Origin of the sequence: Geobacillus sp. WSUCF1 (assembly GCF_000422025.1) — a bacterium.
Lineage (GTDB): Bacteria > Bacillota > Bacilli > Bacillales > Anoxybacillaceae > Geobacillus > Geobacillus zalihae.
Window position 1 is genome coordinate 1 of sequence record NZ_ATCO01000056.1, and the last position, 21,386, is coordinate 21,386.

The 21,386-nt window shown below is 56.2% G+C and carries 20 protein-coding genes, 2 pseudogenes and 1 riboswitch; all 22 genes and pseudogenes read right to left on the reverse strand.

Annotation, left to right across the window (positions count from 1 at the left end; genetic code table 11):
* Positions 1–593 (reverse strand): histidine phosphatase family protein (locus I656_RS0115225; protein ID WP_033005262.1); only part of this gene is annotated, 593 nt, incomplete at its 3' end.
* Entirely contained in the window at positions 551–1,336 is a 786-nt protein-coding gene (locus tag I656_RS10040) for an adenosylcobinamide-GDP ribazoletransferase (protein ID WP_033005242.1), read from the reverse strand. The genes I656_RS10040 and I656_RS0115225, both read right to left, overlap by 43 nt.
* Positions 1,333–1,881, reverse strand: coding sequence for a bifunctional adenosylcobinamide kinase/adenosylcobinamide-phosphate guanylyltransferase (locus tag I656_RS10035; RefSeq protein ID WP_033005245.1), 549 nt, complete (start codon positions 1,879–1,881; stop codon positions 1,333–1,335). The genes I656_RS10040 and I656_RS10035 overlap by 4 nt, the downstream gene beginning before the upstream one ends.
* Positions 1,878–2,948, reverse strand: a complete 1,071-nt coding sequence (cobD, locus tag I656_RS10030; RefSeq protein WP_020754602.1) for a threonine-phosphate decarboxylase CobD — start codon at positions 2,946–2,948, stop codon at positions 1,878–1,880. Before cobD ends, I656_RS10035 begins: the two co-directional genes overlap by 4 nt.
* Entirely contained in the window at positions 2,905–3,876 is a 972-nt protein-coding gene (gene cbiB, locus I656_RS10025) for an adenosylcobinamide-phosphate synthase CbiB (RefSeq protein ID WP_020754603.1), read from the reverse strand. Before cbiB ends, cobD begins: the two co-directional genes overlap by 44 nt.
* Positions 3,873–5,345 (reverse strand): adenosylcobinamide amidohydrolase, encoded by a 1,473-nt coding sequence (locus I656_RS10020; protein WP_020754604.1) that lies wholly within the window; start codon positions 5,343–5,345, stop codon positions 3,873–3,875. The genes cbiB and I656_RS10020 overlap by 4 nt, the downstream gene beginning before the upstream one ends.
* Positions 5,342–6,376, reverse strand: a complete 1,035-nt coding sequence (locus I656_RS10015; protein ID WP_190300170.1) for an iron ABC transporter permease — start codon at positions 6,374–6,376, stop codon at positions 5,342–5,344. Before I656_RS10015 ends, I656_RS10020 begins: the two co-directional genes overlap by 4 nt.
* Positions 6,363–7,319 carry an ABC transporter substrate-binding protein gene (locus tag I656_RS10010; RefSeq protein WP_020754606.1) on the reverse strand — a complete coding sequence of 319 codons (957 nt, stop codon included), beginning with the start codon at positions 7,317–7,319 and terminating at the stop codon, positions 6,363–6,365. Before I656_RS10010 ends, I656_RS10015 begins: the two co-directional genes overlap by 14 nt.
* A gap of 140 nt (positions 7,320–7,459) precedes the next feature.
* Positions 7,460–7,659, reverse strand: a riboswitch (cobalamin riboswitch).
* Between the two features lie 179 nt (positions 7,660–7,838).
* The gene (locus tag I656_RS10005) at positions 7,839–8,453 is read right to left on the reverse strand and encodes a PH domain-containing protein (protein ID WP_033005264.1); all 615 of its coding nucleotides are present in this window, start codon (positions 8,451–8,453) and stop codon (positions 7,839–7,841) included.
* 241 nt (positions 8,454–8,694) lie between these two features.
* Positions 8,695–9,279 (reverse strand): annotated as a pseudogene (locus tag I656_RS0115230) (PTS transporter subunit EIIC); the annotation flags it as partial.
* Positions 9,279–10,010, reverse strand: a complete 732-nt coding sequence (locus tag I656_RS10000) for a GntR family transcriptional regulator (RefSeq protein ID WP_033005270.1) — start codon at positions 10,008–10,010, stop codon at positions 9,279–9,281. The gene I656_RS10000 and the pseudogene I656_RS0115230, both read right to left, overlap by 1 nt.
* Entirely contained in the window at positions 10,007–10,768 is a 762-nt protein-coding gene (nagB, locus tag I656_RS09995) for a glucosamine-6-phosphate deaminase (protein ID WP_081212528.1), read from the reverse strand. Before nagB ends, I656_RS10000 begins: the two co-directional genes overlap by 4 nt.
* Entirely contained in the window at positions 10,740–11,960 is a 1,221-nt protein-coding gene (gene nagA, locus I656_RS09990; RefSeq protein WP_033005249.1) for an N-acetylglucosamine-6-phosphate deacetylase, read from the reverse strand. Before nagA ends, nagB begins: the two co-directional genes overlap by 29 nt.
* A gap of 139 nt (positions 11,961–12,099) precedes the next feature.
* A complete protein-coding gene (locus I656_RS09985; RefSeq protein WP_020754613.1) occupies positions 12,100–13,893 on the reverse strand; it encodes an ATP-binding protein in 1,794 nt (597 codons plus the stop codon).
* A complete protein-coding gene (locus I656_RS09980; RefSeq protein WP_031408559.1) occupies positions 13,893–14,639 on the reverse strand; it encodes a response regulator transcription factor in 747 nt (248 codons plus the stop codon). Before I656_RS09980 ends, I656_RS09985 begins: the two co-directional genes overlap by 1 nt.
* A gap of 75 nt (positions 14,640–14,714) precedes the next feature.
* Complete coding sequence (gene ccsB, locus I656_RS09975; RefSeq protein ID WP_033005273.1) at positions 14,715–15,902, reverse strand: c-type cytochrome biogenesis protein CcsB; 1,188 nt, start codon at positions 15,900–15,902, stop codon at positions 14,715–14,717.
* Complete coding sequence (locus I656_RS09970) at positions 15,889–17,553, reverse strand: cytochrome c biogenesis protein ResB (protein WP_020754616.1); 1,665 nt, start codon at positions 17,551–17,553, stop codon at positions 15,889–15,891. The genes ccsB and I656_RS09970 overlap by 14 nt, the downstream gene beginning before the upstream one ends.
* 13 nt (positions 17,554–17,566) lie before the next feature.
* Positions 17,567–18,091 carry a thiol-disulfide oxidoreductase ResA gene (gene resA / locus I656_RS09965; RefSeq protein ID WP_011231764.1) on the reverse strand — a complete coding sequence of 175 codons (525 nt, stop codon included), beginning with the start codon at positions 18,089–18,091 and terminating at the stop codon, positions 17,567–17,569.
* Positions 18,092–18,233: 142 nt separating this feature from the next.
* Complete coding sequence (locus I656_RS09960; protein ID WP_011231765.1) at positions 18,234–18,965, reverse strand: pseudouridine synthase; 732 nt, start codon at positions 18,963–18,965, stop codon at positions 18,234–18,236.
* Positions 18,966–19,097: 132 nt separating this feature from the next.
* The gene (locus tag I656_RS09955; RefSeq protein ID WP_011231766.1) at positions 19,098–19,631 is read right to left on the reverse strand and encodes a spore maturation protein; all 534 of its coding nucleotides are present in this window, start codon (positions 19,629–19,631) and stop codon (positions 19,098–19,100) included.
* Positions 19,631–20,227, reverse strand: coding sequence for a nucleoside recognition domain-containing protein (locus tag I656_RS09950; protein ID WP_012820700.1), 597 nt, complete (start codon positions 20,225–20,227; stop codon positions 19,631–19,633). The genes I656_RS09955 and I656_RS09950 overlap by 1 nt, the downstream gene beginning before the upstream one ends.
* Positions 20,220–21,367: pseudogene (locus I656_RS0115235) on the reverse strand (D-alanyl-D-alanine carboxypeptidase family protein). The gene I656_RS09950 and the pseudogene I656_RS0115235 overlap by 8 nt, the downstream one beginning before the upstream one ends.
* Positions 21,368–21,386: the final 19 nt, after the last annotated feature.

Consider the following 21,386-nt stretch of genomic DNA (forward strand, 5'->3'; position numbering starts at 1 on the left):
GAAATGCACCGTTCTCCCCCTTTCCAGCGCTCGATCGTCGATTCCAGCGTATACCCGCCGGCAAACGGCGCCTCCCATTCCCAAAACGGGCGAACGTCCGGCGCATATTGTTCAAGCACGAAACGGATCGGGCCGCTGTGGGTGACGATCGCCACATGGCGGGCGCCCATCCGCCCAGCGAACGCAATCGTCTCCGCCAGCGCTTGTTCGATGCGCGCTCGGAAGTCGGCATAACGCTCCCCGCCGGGCGGCGCCGCGGAAAACGGCGACGCAAGCCATTGGCGGTAGGCGGGCTCCGCTTCCAGCTCGGCAAACGTTTTTCCTTCCCAAGCGCCAAAGTGAAGTTCGCGCCAACGGCTCGTACACCAATCCGCCCTGCGGCCGTCAAACAGCAAGGCGGCCGTTTCTTGGCAGCGGCGCAGATCGCTTGCCACGAGACAATCAACCGGACATGGCCACTCGATCCGCAAGCCGCGCAGCCGGCGATGCTCCTCAGGCGAAAGCGGTGCGTCCGTCCAGCCGATATACGCTCGGCGTCTGTTTTGTTCCGTCATCCCATGGCGGATGAGTGTAACAGCCAAATGACGCCCCATAGCACCGTCTCTCCCCCTTCGATGAACGCCCCGAGCACATCGCCGCTCACGCCGCCAAACTGCTTTTCCGCCCACGGCTTTGCCGCGAGGGAACAAAGCGCCATCACCGCGGCCAGCACTGCAACCACCGCCAGCGGAACGCCCGCCGCCGGAAGAAGCAAAAGCACAAGGCATGTCAATCCCAGCGCCCATGCTGCATCGCGCCATGAACTATATTCGCGAAGCGCTGACGCCATTCCTGTCGGCTTCGCCAGCTTGCCGGCGGAAAGAAGCCAGACAGCCCCAGCTCTTGACAGCAGTGGAATGGCAATAAACAGGGCAGGGGAAATGCCCGCTTTGATCGCTTCATGCAAAAACAGCCAGCGGAACGATAACAAACAAACGAGCGACAACACGGCGAACGCGCCGACGCGCGAATCGGACATGATCTCTTGCCGCCGCTTGGCGTCCCGGTACGAAAAAAAGGCGTCACTCACATCCATAAAGCCGTCGGCGTGCAGCCCGCCGGCAAGCCAAATGCCAATCCAAAGAAGAAGGAGAGCCAAAAAAGAAGGCGGGCCGAACGAAAGCGCCGCACAGACGCCGTACACCAAGGCAGCCAGCGCCCCGAGCAGCGCTCCAGCCAACGGCATGGTGCGCACAAGCCAGCGGACATGTGGGGCATTCCATTCAATCGAACGCCGGACCGGAATGATCGTAAACAGCTGCAGCGCCAGCAGCCAGCCATTCCATGCCCGCTTCATTGCGGCCACTGTCCTTTCTTCACACGAAGAAGACCGCATTCCACCATAGCGGCGGCTTCTGCTTCCGCGACCAACTGTTGATGAAGCCAGCCGAGCGTTTTCATGTAGCGGAACGTGCCGAGGTCATCCGGCACGCCGCCAGAAAACAACTCATTGGACACAATGACAACAGCGCGGCACACCGCCGCCCACATCTGCACTTGGTCGAGCAAGCAACGGGCAGCGGCGAACGCTCCTTCCTCTGTTTTCCATTCATCTCCGGCAAATAACACATTCGCCCACCACATAGTCAAGCAGTCGAGAAGGACAACATCAGACGGACGAAGCGCCGCCAACAACTGATCAGGCGCTTCCCACACCACCCAAGACGCCGCCATCCTCATGCGTCGCTCTTGATGGCGGCGAATGCGCTCTTTCATTTCCGCATCGGCAGCCCGGGCGGTGGCAACATAATGAAGCGTCTCGCCAGCGGCCAGCCGGATGGCGCACACCTCTGCCGCTTCACTTTTGCCGCTGCGCACCGCGCCGCTCACAAACACGATCATCCATCCCACCTCTCAAGCGCCTCAAGCAGCCGGTCATTCTCCACCTGCGTTTTGACGGCGAGCCGGATGTAGCGGCCGTCAAGCCCCGGGAAATTCATCGTATGGCGCGGCACAATCCCTTCCTTCAACAAATGAAAAAACAGCTCCTCTGTCCGTCCTGAACACGGACGCAACAAATAAAAGTTCACGACCGATGGCGAGACGTCATACCGCCCGGCAGGCAGCGACCGAAACACCCGCTCCCGCTCGGCGGCGATCCGTTCTTTCGTCCACTTGACAAACGATTCCATCGCCATGAAACGAAGCGCCAATTGTTGGGCGATGCCGTTTGTGCTCCATGGCGGCTGATGCGTTTTCAGCGAAGCGATCACCGCCTCGTCAGCAGCGACATAACCAAGGCGCGCGCCGGCCAGGTGATGGATTTTCGTCAACGATCGAAGCACAATGAGGCGCGGATAGCGTCCCAACCAGCGCATCGCCGTAAACCCGCCGCGCCAAAACGGATAAAATGCTTCATCGATGATTACATAGGTGCCAGCCGTGTGCGCCGCGTCCACCAGTGATCTCAATTCACCCTCCTCCATCACCGTCCCCGTCGGATTGTTCGGATGGCATAAAAAGATAATGTCTTGCTTGCCTGCCCAGGCAGTCGCTTCATCCAAGTCATAAGAAAAGCCCCGCGCTTCATCGGCCGCGAATCCCTCCACATCGCATCCATAAGCGAGACAGGCGCGCCGATACTCGGAAAACGTCGGCTCCAAGATGCCGACGCGCCGACCGGCAAATAGCGCGGCCAACAAATAAATCGCCTCCGCTGCCCCGTTCGTCATCAGCACTTGTCCGGGTCGAATCTGCTCCTGCTTGGCAACGAGCTCCCTGAGCGCCTTCGCTTCCGAATCCGGATACTCACCGGCCCAGCGAATCCACTCCTCACCGCTCGGCCAAGCTGACGGCGGCAGCCGGTACGGATTCGTATTGACGCTGAAATCAATGTATTCGTCTGGAGGGGCCAATCCGCATTGCTCATACAACGCGCGCGGATTCGCCCCATGCGCCGGCCAACGCAACGATTATCCCCCCAATCCATAGCAATAATGTAAACACTAGCACCGTTCCAATCATGATGCGGACCGCTTGGCGAATGTGGGCGGCGCGAAGCGGGGCGGCCGGGTCACCGAGCGTCGGCCTCCTCGAGACCACGCCGCCGTATGTATTCGTTCCGCCGAGCTGCACCCCAAGCAGCCCGGCCATCGCCGCCTCAAGCCAGCCGCTGTTCGGGCTTGGGTGGCGGCGGGCATCGCGAAATAAGATCGACAGCGCCAAACGAAAGCGGCGGCCGCCAAAGACCAACACCATCACAAGCGCCGTCAGCCGCGCTGGAATGTAGTTGAGCGCATCGTCCAGCCGCGCGGCCGCCCAGCCAAATTCGCGATACTTCTCATTTTTGTAGCCAATCATGGAATCACACGTGTTCACCGCCCGGTACAATAACGCGAGCGGCGCACCGCCCAAGGCCGCATAAAAGAGCGGAGCGGTGATGCCGTCGCTCGTGTTTTCCGCCACCGTCTCCACGCAGGCGCGGGTGATGCCGGCTTCATCGAGCCGCTCGGTGTCGCGGCCGACGATCATGGACAGCGCGCGGCGCGCCGCAGGAAGATCGCCTGCTTCCAGCGGCCGGCGCACATCCTCAGCCGCCTCAGCGAGGCTTTTCGTCGCAATGGCGGTGAAAATGAGGGCCGCCTCGATCGCCACCCCTACGTATACGGACAGCGCGTAGCCCACATAAACGATGAACGCCGATATCCCGTAAACAGCGGCCAACACGACCGCCACGGCCGCCGCCCCTTTCGTCCGCCGCTTTGTTCCTTGATTCCAGCGGCGATCAAGCCACGCAATCATCATTCCCATCCCGCGCACCGGATGCGGCAGCCAGCGCGGATCGCCCACGAGGGCATCGAGAAACAGCGCCAACGTCAATGCGGCCAAATGGGTCATCGCCGTTTCCTCCGCTTCTCCCAGCGGCCAAGCGCCTCAACTGTTGCCTCATACACAAGCCGGCCGAGCGCCCGGCCAAGCTCCGTCGCCGTTCCGGCATAGGCAAAGACCTGCCCGGTTTGCGTCGCCGCCACAGCGAGCGAATCGGTCGACGTACCGGTGGCAAGCGTCCCGGTTTCCGGGTCGCAAACCGAACAGTCGGCGAGCGCTTTTGCCTTCGCTTCTGTCGCTGTCATCACCGCCTGGACAAACGCTGCTTCCGTCAGCACTCCGTCAATGACCACCACCATGTTGATCGTCCCCGGTCTTGCCGCTAGCGGCTGATGCTGCCACGCCCGAGCGGCATCGACGGCATTGCCGACGCCAGCGGTCGCCATGACCGCAACCGAAAACGCTTCCCCTTCTTTCTGAAGCCAAACAGCATCCCGGACATCAACCGCCGTCATCATGCCGACCGTTCGTTCCGGCGGAAACCCGTGCTGCTCCAAATAGCGGCGCATGTCTCCTTCCGCATCACTGCAATCGTAATCCAACCCGACTTGGCGGTTGACAAAATGGGTCGCCCATTGAAATCCGGCGCCGATCAATGCCGAGGACAGGACGCGAAGCGGCGCGGCCGCAGTAAGCACAGCGGCGTCATCAAGAAAGGAAAGCCGCAGCCCGCCGACCGGCGATTCCCCTTGCTTCTTGTTCGGCATGAACGAAAACATCGGCGTTGCCGACGCCGGATGGGCCAGACGCACAATCGGCGCGGCAAACACTTCCTCAAGCAACGCCGGCGTCATGACATCCGCAGGGGCGCCGAGCGCGGCTATTTTCCCTTTGTTCAGCACGAGCACCCGATCGCAATACAAGCTCGCCGCATTCATATCGTGGAAAACGGCGACGACCGTCAAGCCGCGGGCGTGCGCCGCTTCGGCGAGCCGGTCCAAAAGCCGGACTTGGCCGCTCACATCCATATGGTTCGTCGGCTCATCGAGCAAGAGCAGCTTGGGCTCTTGGGCGAGTGCGCGGGCCAAATAGGCGCGCTGCCGCTCGCCGCCGCTCAATCGTTCGAGCGGTTCATCGATTTTCCCCGTCAGGCCGACGGCCGCAAGCGCGTCTCGGAGGGCGGCTTCATCGTCCTCCGTCCACGTCGGAAAGAAGCCGCGCTGATGAGGATAGCGGCCGAGCGCCACCGTTTCCCTCACCGTATAGCCGGGCGCCGCCTCCGCTGTCTGCGGCAAGACGGCGGCCATCCGCGCCCATTGCTTCGCAGACAGCGCCGAGAGCTTTCGGCCATCGATGACGATCTCCCCGCTTGCCAGCGGCAGCTCTTTGCTGATGAGTTTGATCAAAGTCGTTTTCCCGCTGCCATTCGGCCCTAAGATGCCGAATATTTCGCCTTTTTCCACGGCAAACGTCACACGATCAAGCACTTGCTTTGGTCCATACCGATGCGATACGGCCCGCACCTCGAGCATCATCATCCCATCTTTCGCTTCATTTTTCGGAAAAACAAGACGGCAAATAGCGGGGCGCCGATCAGCGCGGTGATGACGCCGATCGGCAGTTCGCGCGGTTCGATGATCGTCCGCGCCGCCACATCGGCAAGCACAAGAAACGCACCGCCGTACAAGAGCGACAGCGGCAACAGCACCCGGTAGTTCGGCCCGCACACAAGCCGAACCATATGCGGAACGACAAGCCCGACAAAGCCGATCGTCCCTGACACCGACACCGCCGCGCCGGTGAGCAGCGCCGCTGCCGTCAAAATGATGACTTTTCGGCGCGTAACATCAACGCCGACATGAAGCGCCGCCTCCTCGCCAAAGGCAAACGCGTTCAACTCGCGGCTGTTGGCGATGAGCACTGCGGCCCCAACGAGAAAAAACGGCAGCAACAGCCCGCTGTATTTCCAGCCGCGCATCGCCACGCTCCCCATCAGCCATGAGATGATTTGCCGCAATTCTTCCCCGGTCAACGCGATCATGAGCGAAATGAACGCGCTGAAAAACGCGCCGAAGATAATGCCGGCTAAAATGATCGTCTCAACCGACATGCGCCGCTCCACAGCGCGAGTGAACGCCAAAACGGCGGCAAGCGTCGCCATGCCAAACAAGATGCTCACGACCGGCAGCGTAAACGTGCCAAAGAACGGCCATTGCCAGCCGAGAAAGATGACGAGCACCGCCCCGACCGACGCGCCGGACGAGACACCGAGCGTGTACGGATCGGCGAGCGCATTTTTTAACAGCCCTTGAAACGCGGACCCGGCCAGCGCCAATGACGCCCCGACCAAAAACGCAAGCACGACGCGCGGCAAGCGGATCGCCATCACGATCGGCACCCAATCAGCCGGAATGTGGCGAGGCAGCGCCGCTCCGAACCATTCAGCCGCCAAAATGCGGACAATAGAAGAAAAGGGAATCGACAGCGATCCTGTCGATATCCCTACGAGCAACGATAACACGGCCGCGGTGACGGCCAATATATACATCCACATTTTACTTGAACACATCCGGGTAAATGGCTTTGGCAAGTTCCTCGACCCCTTCGACAAGGCGCGGACCCGGTCGGCTTACTAAGTCGGTGTTGACGTCATACACCCGCTTGTTTTTCACCGCCGGCACGTCTTTCCAAGCGGCGCGCGCCAACACTTGCTTCGCTCCGCCGTATGTCGTGATGATGACATCCGGCTTATAGGCCACGGCTTTTTCTTCCGTCACCATCGGCCAGCCTTCCAAGCTGCCGGCGACGTTTTTCGCTGAAATCACTTGAAGCATCTCATCCATAAACGTCCCTTTGCCGGCCGTATACAGCTGCGGCGGCGGCGACACTTCAATCCAGACATTGGCCTGTTTGTCCGCCGGGATTTGTTTCGCTTTTTCTTTGATTTTCGCAAGCTTCTCTTTCATCTCATCAATCACTTGCTTCGCTTTGTCTGTCGTCCCGGTCGCTTTGCCGATCAAGTCGATGGACGCATATACATCGTCGAACGACTTCGCGTCATTGACGACAAGCACGGTAATGCCGGCGTCTTTCAATTGCTTGAGGCCATCGCGCGAGTTATGGGCGCTTGACGCGTGGGCCAAGACGAGATCCGGTTTGAGCGAAATGATTTTCTCGACATTAAACTCCATGCCGCCGATTTTCGTTTTCGTTTTGACGTCTTCCGGATAATTGTCAAAATCGCTGACGCCGACGATCTTATCGCCCAACCCCAACGCATAGGCGATTTCCGTATTGCTCGGGATGAGCGAGACGATTTTTTTCGGTTCCGCTTTGATCGTGACATCCTCGCCAAGCCCGTCTTTCACTGTCACTGGAAACGCCGCTTGTTCCGTTTTCGGCTCGTCTTTTTTCGCAGGCTCGGTGCTGCCATTCGCCCCGCCACAGCCGACGAGCACGGCGGCCAAAAGGAAGAACACCGCCACCACCGCCGGCCATGTCCAACGTTTCATCCGTCATTCCCCCTTCAGTGATGTATGTACAATAAAAAACGCCCATTCCGCCTAAATCTGGGAATGAGCGCGAAACAGACCGCCAATGGGCACAACAATGCCCTGTACGACTGTTTCCGCGTCTCACCCCCCGAAGATTCGGAAACTGCGGCAAGCAAGGCAGGTCTACTGGCTCATGCTTCATCCTACTCTGAAGCCTTCCCGTACGGAAAACAGCGCAAGCCATCTGTCCGTACAGTGGCGATTTCATTTCGTCCGCATTGACAGTTGCGGGGACAGCTCCGGATTCCCACCGGATTCCCTATTAAGCCGTTTCGGCACCTTGCTGCAAATGGATTCAGTTATGGGATATGGACATTTTTATATTAAAACAGCGTTTGCCGTTTGACAACTATTTTTATAGAAAACTGGCAGCCAGCTCTCCAAACCAGCGTTCCCAGCCAAGCGTCCGCCTAACCGCCATAGGAAAAGGCGCCCCGCCTTTATGCAAGACGCCTTTCTGACTGCCGGCTCCACTCGTCACTGTTGAATATATTTGTCAAACACAAAACCAAAATCTTTGACCGTATAGTTCTTTTTCGCTTCCGTCAGCCAGCGAAAAGCGTATTCATTCACGGCCTGAAAATCCGCCGACACATTGGCGCCGTCGCCGCGCATGTTGGCAAACACCTTGGCCGCCAGTTCCAAACTCCGCTCCGCATAGTTGAACTTCGTTTCGTTTTCATGGCAAATGTCCGCGATCGCCAGCAGCGATTTATACAAGTCTTTCAGTTCCTCGATATGCTTTTTATGCACATCGATCGAGTATGCGTGCGGGCCGATTTTAAATTTGATTTCCGCATCCAAATCGACCGTCCCGGCTGTTTCGAGCGACACGTCGGAAATCGGATGCTTATAGTAATCGTAGCGGCGCAGCGTCCGTTTTTTGCTCGCGGCGCTCGTGCCGTCCAGATGAATGAGCGCGCGGTTTGTGAAGCAATATTCATCGGATTTCGACTTGATGAGAAAATAGATTTTTTCTCCATCCTCGTGCATCACATAATCATCGGCATCCACTTTGTCGTAGTCTTTCGGCTGAATAACCGAGCCGATGTCGCTTAGCCCAAGCACATCGGCGGCGACTTTTCCAAACATGCTCATGTTCCTCCGGCTCCTTCCACGTTTTATCGGCGCCCACCTATTGGCGGATGAACGGCGTTTTGCCTTAACAAGGCGCCGTACCCTCATTCTGTAATACGTCGCGATCGAAAAAATGTTTCATCGTCGGCAAATCCGCCCCAAACGCCGCGGCCAGTTCGGCGTTGGTGACCGCCGGATACAGCGGCGCAAATTCCCCGATGACTTCCGCGACGATCACCCTGCCTTCTGACGCTTGAATCGATTGTTTTAACACATGGTGCAATCCGACTGGAATGAGCAACCGGTTGAGGAACCCGAAAATGCCGACGCCAACCGCCCCGGCGCCAACGATCCAATGGCCGACCGCGTTGATGCCATCTTGAATCGGCGGCCATACATAGCCAAAAATCAAGGCAAGCACGAGCATGACAAGCGATGTCACGATCGGCACAAACCGCCGTCCGCCGAAGAAGCCGAGCCAGTCGGGCAACTTGATATCATGATAGCGATTGTATAAAAGCCCGGCGATCACTCCGGAGATGATGCCGCCTAATACGGACATATTGATGTCCTTATCAATCGCGGCGGCCCCTTTTGTCAAGACAAAGTAGCCGATCGCCCCAGCAAGCGCCGCCGCGCCGTTGCCGTCTTTCGAAAAACCGATGGCCACGCCGATGGCGAAAATGAGCGCTAAGTTGGAAAATACCGCATCGCCCGCGGCGGCGATAAACGGAATATTCAATAAATCAGGCTGGCCAAGCCGAAGCAGCAATCCCGCCGCCGGCAATACGGCAATCGGCAGCATTAACGCTTTTCCTAGCCGCTGCAAAAACCCTAACATCATGATCCTCCCCTTTTCATCTCAATCATAAATTTGTACCGGTCGCCGCGGTACACCGATTTGACGACTTCAAGCGGCCGACCGTCGACAAGGTGCGTGCGGCGCTCAAGCAACAGCACCGGAGCCCCTTCTTTCATCTTCAGATGCTCCGCCTCCACCTTGCGGGCGACCGATGCTTCCAATGTTTGAACAGCGGAGCCGATGATCATCCCTTTTTCTTTTTCGATAAATTCATAGACGGAACCGCTTACAACATCACGCGTCAGCCCGGGAACAAGATGGACAGGAATGTACAGCGTCTCCAACGCCATCGGCAAGCCGTCGGCCAACCGAAGGCGGCGGACTTCGTAAAGGTCATCGCCTTCCGTGACGCCAAGTCCTTCAGCGAGCTTCTCGGAAGCCGGAACCATCTCAAAGCTGAGGACGATCGTGCCCGGCTCCAGGCCACGCGCCCGCATATCTTCGGAAAAGCTCGTCAGCCCTTTCAGCGGCTGCTCGATTTTTTGGGCGGCGACAAACGTCCCCTTCCCGCGCCGGCGGATGAGATAGCCATCGTTCACTAAATTGTTGACCGCCTGCCGAACGGTCATTCGGCTGATGTCATACATTTCCGCCAACTCGCGCTCAGACGGGATTATCTCGCCCGGCTGCCATTCTCCTTTTTCAATCTTTTCTTTTATATATTGCTCGAGCTGATAGTAAATCGGAATCGGCGACTGTTTATCGATCACGGCGCATCCACCCACTGCTTTTCCTTTGGGATGAGCGAGAGCGCCTCGCAGTCGGCGATGATCGTCACGTCCGGATGAAGGTGAAGCGCTGAAGCCGGCAAGTCCGGTGTGACAACGCCTTCGAGAAGCCGGGCCATGGCCTCCGCTTTTTCCTCCCCTGACGCCAACAGCACGATGCGGCGGCTGCGCAAAATGGTCGCAATCCCCATCGTAATGGCATAGCGCGGCACGTCATCAAGCGATGGGAAAAAGCGGGCGTTCGCTTCCCGTGTCAGCTCGGTCAGCTCGACGACGTGGGTGGCTGTCGAAAACGGCGTCCCAGGCTCGTTGAACCCGATATGGCCGTTGCGGCCGATGCCCAAGAGCTGCAAATCGATGCCGCCCAATTCATCGATGAGCCGCTCGTAACGGCGGCATTCTTCGTCAAGATCAGCAGCCAAGCCGTTCGGCACATGCGTCTCGTGAAGCGGGATGTCAAGCTTTGAAAACAAATGCTCATTCATATAATGGCGATAGCTGTTCGGATGATCCGGACCAAGGCCGACGTATTCATCCAAATTGACCGTGCGCACAAGCCGATACGATGTCCCATGCTGCCGATGATCGGCGGCCAATTCGCGGTACACACCGAGCACGGTCGAGCCGGTCGCCAAGCCGAGAACAGCGTTCGGCTTTTCCTTGACTTGTTTGATGATGATGTCCGCCGCCTGACGGCTCATCTCTGCGTAGTCAGCAGCTTTCAAAAGCTTCATGGCCATCGCTCTTCCTCCTTTCATCCGGTTTGCGATAAGCAAGAACGCCGCGGCAAAACGTCATCATGACTTCATATCGTTCATTCAAAACGACGACATCGGCGTCTTTGCCGGGCCGCAAGCTGCCTTTCCGATCAAGCAAGCCAAGCTGTTTCGCCGGATTCCAGCTCGCCATGCGGATCACCTCTTCAAGCGTGCAGCCAGTATAATCGAGCACACGGCGGATGGCCTCGCCAAGCTTGAGCACGCTTCCCGCCAGCGTGCCGTCGGCAAGCCGCGCCTCCCCGCCGCAGACTTCCACCTCTTGGCCGCCGAGATCATACTTCCCATCGCCGAGACATTTCGCCCGCATGGCGTCGGTGATTAAGATAAGCCCATCGCTTCCTTTATTCCGGTAAGCGAAGCGGACCATCGGCGGCGCAACGTGCAACCCGTCGGCGATCAGCTCGCACATCACTTCTTCAAACATAAGCACCGCACCGGCGACACCCGGTTCACGGTGATGGATGCCGCGCATCCCATTGAACAGGTGGGTCGCATGCGCCACCCCTGCATGGACCGCCGCTTTTACTTCGTCGTAAACGGCATCGGAATGGCCGATCGAAGCGATCACACCGGTCTGTTTCAAGTAGGAGGCAAGTTCCAGCCCCCCGTTCCGCTCTGGGGCAAGCGTGACAAGGCGGATATGGCCGCCCGCCGCCTTTTGCCAGTGCTGGAACAGTGAGATGTCCGGATCGGCGAGATGGCGCGGGTGCTGCGCTCCGGCGCGCTTCAGCGACAAAAACGGTCCTTCCAGATGAACACCGAGCACTTCGGCGGCTCCCGGCCTGTTCGCCTCCGCCATATAGCGAGCGACGTTGCGAAGCGCGGCTTCGATTTGTTCGCTTGGCGCTGTCATCGTCGTCGCCAGGAAACTTGTCGTCCCTTCCGCCGGCAAGGCGTTGGCCATCTTGTAAAGCGCCTCCGGGGTCGCATCCATGACATCCGCCCCAGCCGCCCCATGAATATGGACATCGATGAATCCCGGCACGATGGAAAACCGTGAGGAAAGCTCGATCACTTCCGCCCCTGCATCAGTTGGGCACGACGACATCGGCCCGATCGCGGCCACTTTTTCCCCTTCGATCAGCACATACCCTTGTTCAATGTTTCCTGTTTCTGCATACACCGCGGCATTTTTCAATATCCACCGCTTCATCGCGATTCCCCACTTTCTGTCTCTCATTATAACATTATATATTCTAGTTGTCTATACCACTAAAACAAATCCGTCAACCAGTTCGCTTCAGCATGAAAGAAGCAGGGAAGCCGTGGCTTCCCCGTTCTTCCAAACGGCGCTACGCTCCTTTCGGTCCGCGGGCCGGCAAATAAAACGAAAACGTCGTTCCTTCGTTCAGTTTGCTGTGAACGGTAATGAGCCCTTTATGCGCTTCGACGATGTTTTTGGCGATGGCAAGGCCTAACCCGGTGCCGGAACGGCCGCGCGTGCGCGCTTTATCGGCTTTGTAAAACCGTTCAAACACAAACGGCAAATCCTCTTCAGGAATGCCGGAACCAGAGTCTTGGACATGGATCGTCACGCCGTCGCCGCTTGGTTCGATGATGAGGCGAACTGTGCCGCCCGATTCCGTATGGCGGATGGCGTTGTCAATTAAGTTCGTCAGCACCTGTTCGATCCGATCCGGATCGAGAGCGATTTCGATGTCCCGATCGCGAAACTCGGCTGTCAGCTCAATCTGCTTTTCTTTCGCCAGCCCGTAAAACTTGCGGATCACCCGCTCGATGTAAGGAACAAGCTTGACTTGTTCGTACTCTAGCTCGATATGGCCAGCTTCCATGCGCGCCAAGTCAAGCAAATCGTTAACAAGGCGGCCCATGCGCAGCGACTCGTCGTAAATGACTTTCGCCATCTCTTTCTTCTCTTCTTCGCTCGCCGCGATATCGTCGATGATGGCCTCGCTGTAGCCTTGGAGCATGGCAATCGGCGTGCGCAATTCGTGCGAAACGTTGGCGATAAAGTCTTTGCGCAGCTTGTCAAGCCGCCGCTCTTCGGTCATGTCGCGCAAAACAGCCACCGCGCCGCGCACCATCGTTTTGCCGTACAGCGGCGTCATTAAAATGACCCACGTCCGCCCCTGCAGCGTCACTTCGGTCGATTGCTCCTTCTCCTCGCGAACGACGCGGGCGAACAGCTCTTTCACTTGCGGCGGCAGCGGGGCCATGGCCTCGACGTCGTTCCCTTGCTCAAAATACCACGCCTGCAAAAACCGCTCAGCCGGCGGGTTCGTAATCAAGATTTCCCCGTCGCGGTTAAACGTGATGACGCCATCGGCCATGCTGCTTAAAATGCTGGCGAGCTGTTCTTTTTCCTGGTTTAAGGCGTTGATGTTAAACTGCAGACGCCGTCCCATTTGGTTGAACGCCATCGCCAGCCCACCGATCTCATCGTTCGTTAAAATCGGCACTTTCATATCGAAATGGCCCCGCGCCATTTCGAACGCGGCTTGCCGCATTTTCCGGAGCGGAGCGGTGATGCGCGTCGACAAGAAAAAGGCAAAAAACGTCGTCATAATAATGGCGATAAAGGCGGCAAGAAAAATGAGCTCTTTCGTATGCTCCGTTGCATCGGCGATCGCCTCGAGCGACTGATAGATAAACACAGCTCCTCGGCTGCCATCCGGCATCGACATCGGCACGCCGACAATGATCATATCACGGGGCAGCTTTTCTTTTGGATGCCGCTGTGGCATATACAAACGCTTTTTCACCGTTTTCCCATCTGTCAGCACACGCCGCAAGTCCCGATCTTGGCGAATCGACGACAGCGGCATATTGTCCAACCCAGCATCGCCAGGCGAATACCAATAGTGCGACTCATCGGCGACGATGACGGCTTTCGTTCGATTGTCCACAAGCGTCCAAGCGATCGAGCGGGCAAGCTGCTCGTCGCGGTAATCGTGCATCACCTCAGCCACTTTTGTCGCCAGGCGGGTCAAGTCGTTTTCCGCTTCCTGCACATAATAATCTTCCAAAAATTTAATAAGCAAAATGCTTAAAATAAACAGCACGCACGAAACGAGCAACAAAATCGTAAACCATAGCTTGCCGACGACGCTGCGAAACAGCCACATCAGTCGTTCACTGCCTCAAACTTGTAGCCGACGCCCCAGACGGTGACGATCATTTTTCCCGCCTGCGGCGACGCTTTATTCAACTTTTCGCGCAACCGTTTAATGTGGGTGTCGACCGTGCGCAAGTCGCCGAAAAATTCGTAATGCCATACTTCCTTCAACAGCTGTTCGCGGTCGAACACTTTGTCGGGCGAGCGGGCCAAAAAGAGAAGCAGCTCATATTCTTTCGGCGTTAAGCTGACTTCCTTGCCGTCGACCGTCACCCGGTGGGCATCGTTGTCAATCGTCAAATGCGGAAACACAAGCACGTCTTTCGCCGTCGTCTCCACCGGCGCGTAGGCGGCGTTCGCCGCGCGGCGCAACAGCGCTTTTACGCGCAGCACGACTTCGCGCGGACTGAACGGCTTGACGATGTAATCATCCGTGCCGACTTCAAACCCTTGCACGCGGTTGGATTCTTCGCCTTTTGCCGTCAACATGATGATCGGCGTCGTTTTTTGCTCGCGGATTTCTTTGCACACCTCAATTCCATCTTTGCCCGGCAGCATCAGATCGAGCAAAATGACGTCATAATCATTCGTCAACGCCTTCTCCAACGCTTCATTGCCGTCGCCGGCCTCATCGATCACATAGTTTTCCCGCTCCAAATACATTTTCAAGAGCCGCCGGATGCGCTCTTCATCGTCAACCACTAAAATACGGATGGTTTTTTCTTGTTTTTCCAATGCTTTGCACCCTCCCATCATCAATGGAAACACTCCCTATTTTCTAGTTTACCGAAAAACCGGATGCTCGCCAACAGAGCATCCGGTTGTTTTCCATTATGTTCCGGCGTACGAGTGCAATCCCGCAATGACGAGGTTGACCGCCACTAAGTTAAACATAATAATGGCAAAGCCGATGACGGCGAGCCATGCCGACTTTTCACCATGCCAGCCTTTTGACAAACGAAGGTGCAAAAAGGCAGCGTAAAACAGCCAAGTGATAAGCGCCCACACTTCCTTCGGGTCCCAGCCCCAAAAGCGCGTCCAGGCAATTTGCGCCCAAATCATCGCGAAAATGAGCGCCCCGAGCGTAAACACCGGAAAGCCGATCGCCACCGCCCGATAGCTGATCTCATCGGTCAGATCCAAGTTAACGTTCTTCACGAGCGGCTTGAGTGCGGCGGCAACGCGCTTGCGCAAGAGAAGCCGAAGCATGATGTACAGCGCCGTTCCGGCTATGAGCGACCAGATGACCGTATTGAGCTTTCTTGCATTGATGATCGCCGGCATCTCAACAAGCGGCTCCATGCGGCCGGCGCTTTCTTTCATAAGCTCCCCTTTGTGCGGCCCAACGAGCGCCGGCATATCGTAGATGACCTCAACCGTCTGCTTGTTTTTGTCGACCCACGTGAACTTCGCTTCATACCCAGAAAGACCGAACGCTGTCGAAACGATGACAAAGCCGAGCGTCGTAATTAAGCAAAACATGACCACTTCGAGCCAAAACGTCCGTTTCGACGGCTTCGATTGATCGACGACGCGAATCAAATAGATGAGCCCAGCGACAAAGCTGATGGCCAAAATCGCTTCACCAGCCGCCGCCGTCGTCACATGGATGTGCAGCCAATCGCTTTGCAAGGCGGGAATGAGCGGCGAAATTTCCCGCGGAAACATGCTTGCGTAAGCAATCACAAGCAACGCGACCGGCAGCGCAAACAAGCCGAGCACACTCAGCCGGTAAATGAAATAAATAATAATGAAAGCAGCAACCAGCATCATGCCGAAAAAGGTCGTAAACTCGAACAAGTTGCTCACGGGCGCGTGCCCGGCGGCGATCCAGCGCGTCACAAAATAGCCGACTTGGGCGAGAAAGCCGATGATCGTCACGGAGATGCCGAGCTGCGACCAACGGTCCTTCTCTTGCCGTTCTTTTCGCTTGTCGCGAATGGCGCCGCCAAAAAAGAACGTGCCGATTAAATATAGAACGAACGCGATATAGAGCAACGTGCTGCTAAGCTGTGCCATGTCCATGGACTTGTCCCCCTTGTCCGGCTTTTTTGTCGTTTTCGAGCTGATCAGCCGGCATCATGACGCCGGTGCCGTCAAGCAAACGGCGCAGCTCGTTTTTCAAGCCGAACCAGTTTTTATTCGTGTGCGCGGCGATCCATAGCTCGCCGTTTACCCGCTGCACCCAAATGCGGCGGTGGTTCCAATACATCCCTTGGATGAGCCCAATCATGAAAATCGCGCCGCCTACCCCTAAAATCCAAAGCGTAAAGTCGCGGCGGACGGTCAAACCGGAGACATTGCGGGTTTGAAGCCCTGCGAACGCCATTTTGTATTTGTTGTTGCCAAACGGTTCGATCGTTTGCCGGATGGCGACGAAACTCACTTCCCCTTTCGGCCGGTCCGGCGCGTACATTTTGAACACGAACGCCGGATTGTTCGGCACGCGCGACTTCGTTGACGGATTGCCGTCTTCATCAAACTCAAAATCAGGAAAATAGCTTAATAGCTCAACGCGATACCCATGTCCGAGATTGTACGACTCTTTCGGATCATACAAGTCGACCGTCACCGTGCCGAACGTTTCCCCCGACTGCTTGTCCGCCAACTGAAATGACATCGCTTTCGGCTCATTCAAGCGGAAATCGACTTGGTAGAGCGCATAATGGTCGAACTCCAGCGGCTCGTTGACGCGAATCGGATACTCCTTCACTTTTTCAAGCTTCGGCTTGGCGCCGGGGATCACAGGACCGACACGCTTATACAACACGACGTTTGTTTGATAGTTTTTGGCGATCATCCCGTTGCCGACGCGGTCGATGGCAGCGTTGAACACTTCGTTGTCTTTGCCTTTCTCATATGTTTCAAAAATAAATTTTTCACTCTTTAAAAAGTAGCGGCCGTTCGTCCCAGGAATTTCTTTCGTCTCCCCTTCCGGAATCCACATCACCCGATCGATGTACATGCCGGGAACGGAACGAAGCATCGCCCCGATCAAGAAAATGATGAGGCCGATATGATTGACGTACGGCCCCCAGCGGGAAAACCGCCCTTTTTCAGCGAGCAAATGCCCGTCTTCCTCGCGGACATGGTAGCGCCGCGCAGCCAGCCGTTCTTTCAACACAGCCATCGTCTTGTCGAGATCGCTCACATGCGAGACGCCAAACAACCGCTGCCGCTCTAAAAAGCGCGGATGGCGCTTCACCCCTTGCCGCTTCAAGGCGCGATAAAGCGGAACGACCCGGTCCAAGCTGCAAATGACAAGCGAAACGCCGATTAAGGCGATGAGCAAAATGTACCACCATGAGCCGTACAAGTTGTTAAAGCCGAGCTCATAATACAGCTTCCCTGCCCAACCGTACTGCTGCTTATAATACTCCGCCGGATCGACGTTCGGCGGAATATACATTTGCTGAGGGAAAATCGTGCCGATCGCCGAAGCAATGAGCGTAATGACGATGAGCGCCACTCCGACTTTGACCGACGAGAAAAACGCCCAAATTTGGTCGATCATCGTTTTTTTGTACGTTTGCGACCGGCGGGCGCTTCCTTCGTAGCGCATGTCCAAAATCAGTTTTTCTCCCAAATCGGCAAGCGGCTTGCCGCACGACTCACAAAACGCCGTGCCGTGCGGATTGACATGGCCGCATTCGCATTTGACGTGTTCCATGGCGCAAAACTCCTTACGGTTTGATGCTTTCTAGATGCCGTTCGATGTCTTCTTTCGTCATCGTTCCGGTAATGATTTGTTTTACTTCGCCGTTTTTGTCAATCAAAAACGTTGTCGGCAGCGGCCCGACGTTATAGGCGTTCAATACTTGATCTTGACGGTCGATCACAATCGGAAATGTCAGGCCGAACCGTTCCGCGAATTTTTCAACGCTCAACTTCGGTTCACCGACATTGACAGCCAAAATTTCAACCCCTTGTTTTTTGTAAATCGGGTACAGCTCGTTCATATACGGCATCTCCCGCTCGCACGGCTTGCACCACGTTCCCCAAAAGTTCAAAAAAACGCCTTTGCCGCGATAGTCTGAAAGACGATGTTCATGCCCTTTCAAATCGGTCAGCACAAAATCAGGCGCCGTCGAACCAACAGCGACAGCCGTTTTCTCCGTGAAAAAATTCGTGTAAATCGTATAGCCGATCGCCGCGAGCAACACGAGCAAAATCGCTGTCCTCATCACTAAGCGCTGTTGTTTTTTCATCGTTCAAACCCCTTTACGTTTCTCCTCCCCACAGCCAACGCTAGAGGGGGAGGCAAGCGGTTCACAATCTCCCATTTTCCATTATAGCAAAGTCCCTCGCTCGTTTATGCGCAAGGATATGAACGTTATGTGACAATCTTCGTCATTTTCTTCCCCCGGATTGGGCAAGGACGCGCAGCAACTTCACCTCATGCGGTGTCAGCTCGCGGTATTCGCCGGGGCGCAGCCCTTTCAAATCGAGAAACGCGTACCGCTCCCGCTTCAGCTTCAGCACCTCGCAGCCGATCGCCTCAAACATGCGGCGCACTTGCCGGTTTCGTCCTTCGTGGATACGGATTTCCACAATGGCTGTCCCCTTCTTTCGGTCGGCGGAGAGCAGCTTCACTTTGGCTGGCGCCGTCATGCCATCTTCCAACTGCACTCCTTGTTCGAGCCGTTTCAGCTGCTCGTGCGTTGGAATGCCTTTCACTTTGGCAATGTACACTTTTTCAATTTCATACCGCGGGTGCATAAGCAGGTTGGCAAAGTCGCCGTCATTCGTCAACAAAAGCAGTCCAGACGTATCGTAGTCAAGCCGCCCGATCGGATAAATGCGTTTGTCCAGATCTTTGAAAAAATCGGTCACCACTTTGCGGCCTCTGTCATCTTTGACGCTGGAAATCACCCCGCGCGGCTTGTACAGCAAATAATATACCGGCTCTTCGCGCTCGATCGGGATGCCGTCGACTTCGACATCATCGCGCGGCCCGACCTTGACGCCAAGCTCCTTGACGACGCGGCCGTTCACTTTCACCCGCCCTTGCAAAATGAGTTCTTCCGCCTTGCGCCTTGACGCGATGCCGGCGCGGGCGATCACTTTTTGCAACCGTTCCATTCTCTCTCACCTCTTTCATCATCTTACCCTTTCCGTCTAACAGATACAAGTGCGGCACTTTTATTTTTCACCTTTCCCGTTCCCTTTGCAAACAAAAAACCCGCCGGACGACGGGAACGAAAAAAGGCGCCGCTAGCGCCCGAATACAAACAAAACGATGAAAACAGAAACAATAAAGCTGAGAATGTCGGCCAAAATGCCGACTTTTAACGCATCGCCCATTTTTTTGACGCCGACGGCGCCAAAATAGACGGTGAGCACGTAAAGCGTCGTCTCCGTACTGCCTTGGATCGTAGAAGCAAGGCGCCCGATGAACGAATCCGGGCCGTAAGTAGCGATCAAATCGGTCGTCATGCCGAGCGCCGCCGTGCCGGAAAGCGTGCGGAGAGCCGCAAGCGGAACGACTTCGGCCGGCAGTCCAATGGCATCAGCCAGCGGTTTGATCACTTCCATCATGGCATCAAGCGCCCCTGAGGCTCGGAAAATGGCGACCGACACCAACATGCCGACCAAATACGGGATGAGCGAAAACGCGATCTCGATCCCTTCCTTGCCGCCTTCCACAAACGCTTCGTACGTCGGCACTTTCTTTGCTGTACCGTAAAGCAAAATAAAAGCGATGAGCGCAGGGATCAGCCAAACAGAAAGAAGTTGGACGATGGCCATTATGGCTTCCTGCCTTTCCGCATCCGTTTCCAATAATAGTACCGGTCAATCAATACCGCCCCAATCGTCGAAATCGTCGAGGCGACGATCGTCGTCCCAATGATCTCGCCAGGCGCCGCTGAACCGTACGTCATGCGGATCGAGATGACGGTCGCCGGAATGAGCGTAATGCCTGATGTGTTCATGGCCAAAAATGTCACCATCGACCGGCTCGCCTCGTCGCGGCCGCCGTTGAGCTTTTTTAGCTGCTCCATCGCCTTTATGCCCATCGGCGTCGCCGCATTGCCAAGGCCGAACATGTTGGCGACCATATTCGAGACGATATAGCCGAGCGCGGGATGGCCGGGCGGCACCTCTGGAAACAAGCGGCGTACGAGCGGCATAAACAGGCGCGCCGCTTTGTCAAGCAAGCCGGCGCGTTCCGCGATCGCCATCAGCCCGAGCCAAAACACTAAAATGCTGACCATGCCGATGCTGATCGTCACCGCTTCTTTGGCGCTTTCAAACACCGCTTTGTTCACTTCGTCCATCGTGCCGTTGGCCGCCGCAAAGACGATGCCAATGACCGCCATCATCACCCAAATGAGGTTAACCATCGCTTCTCACACCTAAAAAGCGAAATGCTTGCCATAAAAACCCTCGGCCGCTTCCTTCCTTTCCCGGTTCATACAGCAGCGGCACCGAATCAACCGCCTTTTGATGCAAATAAAGCACCGCCTTTCCGACCTCTGTCGGCACCCGTTCTGGGTATTTTTTCCATTCTTTGCGCGGCTTCAGCAAATACACTTTCACCTGCAGCCCGCTCTCCTCTTTATCGGTCACCGGATATCGCAAATCGCGGACCGCCTGCAGCCGCCCGCGGTAAAACGGATCAGAAATTTTGTCGACCACCCGCTCGCTGCTCACTTTGGCGATGTGATAATGAGAAAATCCATATTCGTACATAGCGATATGATCATTCCAATCGTCCGGTGCATCCAACGTCACGGCGATCAAATCGACGCCGCCTTTGGACGCCGTCGTCACGAGCGTGCGATGGGCCCGTTTCGTATAGCCGGTTTTGCCGCCGGTGCAATATTCGTAAAGACTTGTCAACAACTTGTTTTTATTTCGCCACACACGCGCGCCGTCTTCGCCGGGCGGAGCGGGGGCGCGGTACACTTTCGTCCCCGAGATGCGCCGAAACTCTTTGTTTTTCATCGCATATTGCATGAGCAGCGCCATATCGTACGCGGTTGAGTAGTGGTTTTCCGCGTCATCCAACCCGTGCGGATTGGCAAACTCGGTATCACGCATCCCGATTTCAGCCGCTTTTTGGTTCATTAAAAAAACAAATCCTTCGACGCTGCCGCCGACATGTTCAGCGATGGCCACCGCCGCGTCGTTGCCGGAACGAAGCATCAGCCATATACCAAATCGCGCAGTTTGATTTTCTCCCCTTGGCGCAAGTAAATTGACGACCCTTCGGTCCGGACAGCGCGGGCGCTGACCGTCACCGTGTCGTCCATCTTCCCCGATTCAATCGCCAAAATGGCGGTCATAATTTTCGTAATGCTGGCGATGCGCCGTTTTGTATAGGCATCCTTGGCAAACAAAACCCGCCCGGAATGCTGCTCTATCAAAATCGCGCTTTTTGCGCTCACCCCATCCATAGCGCGCATCCGCTCTGGAACAAATGCCATAATCCCCGCAGCGAGTGCAAGAATGAGCGCAATGAGCCGCTTCTGCTTATTCATCTCATATCGGCGAGGATCC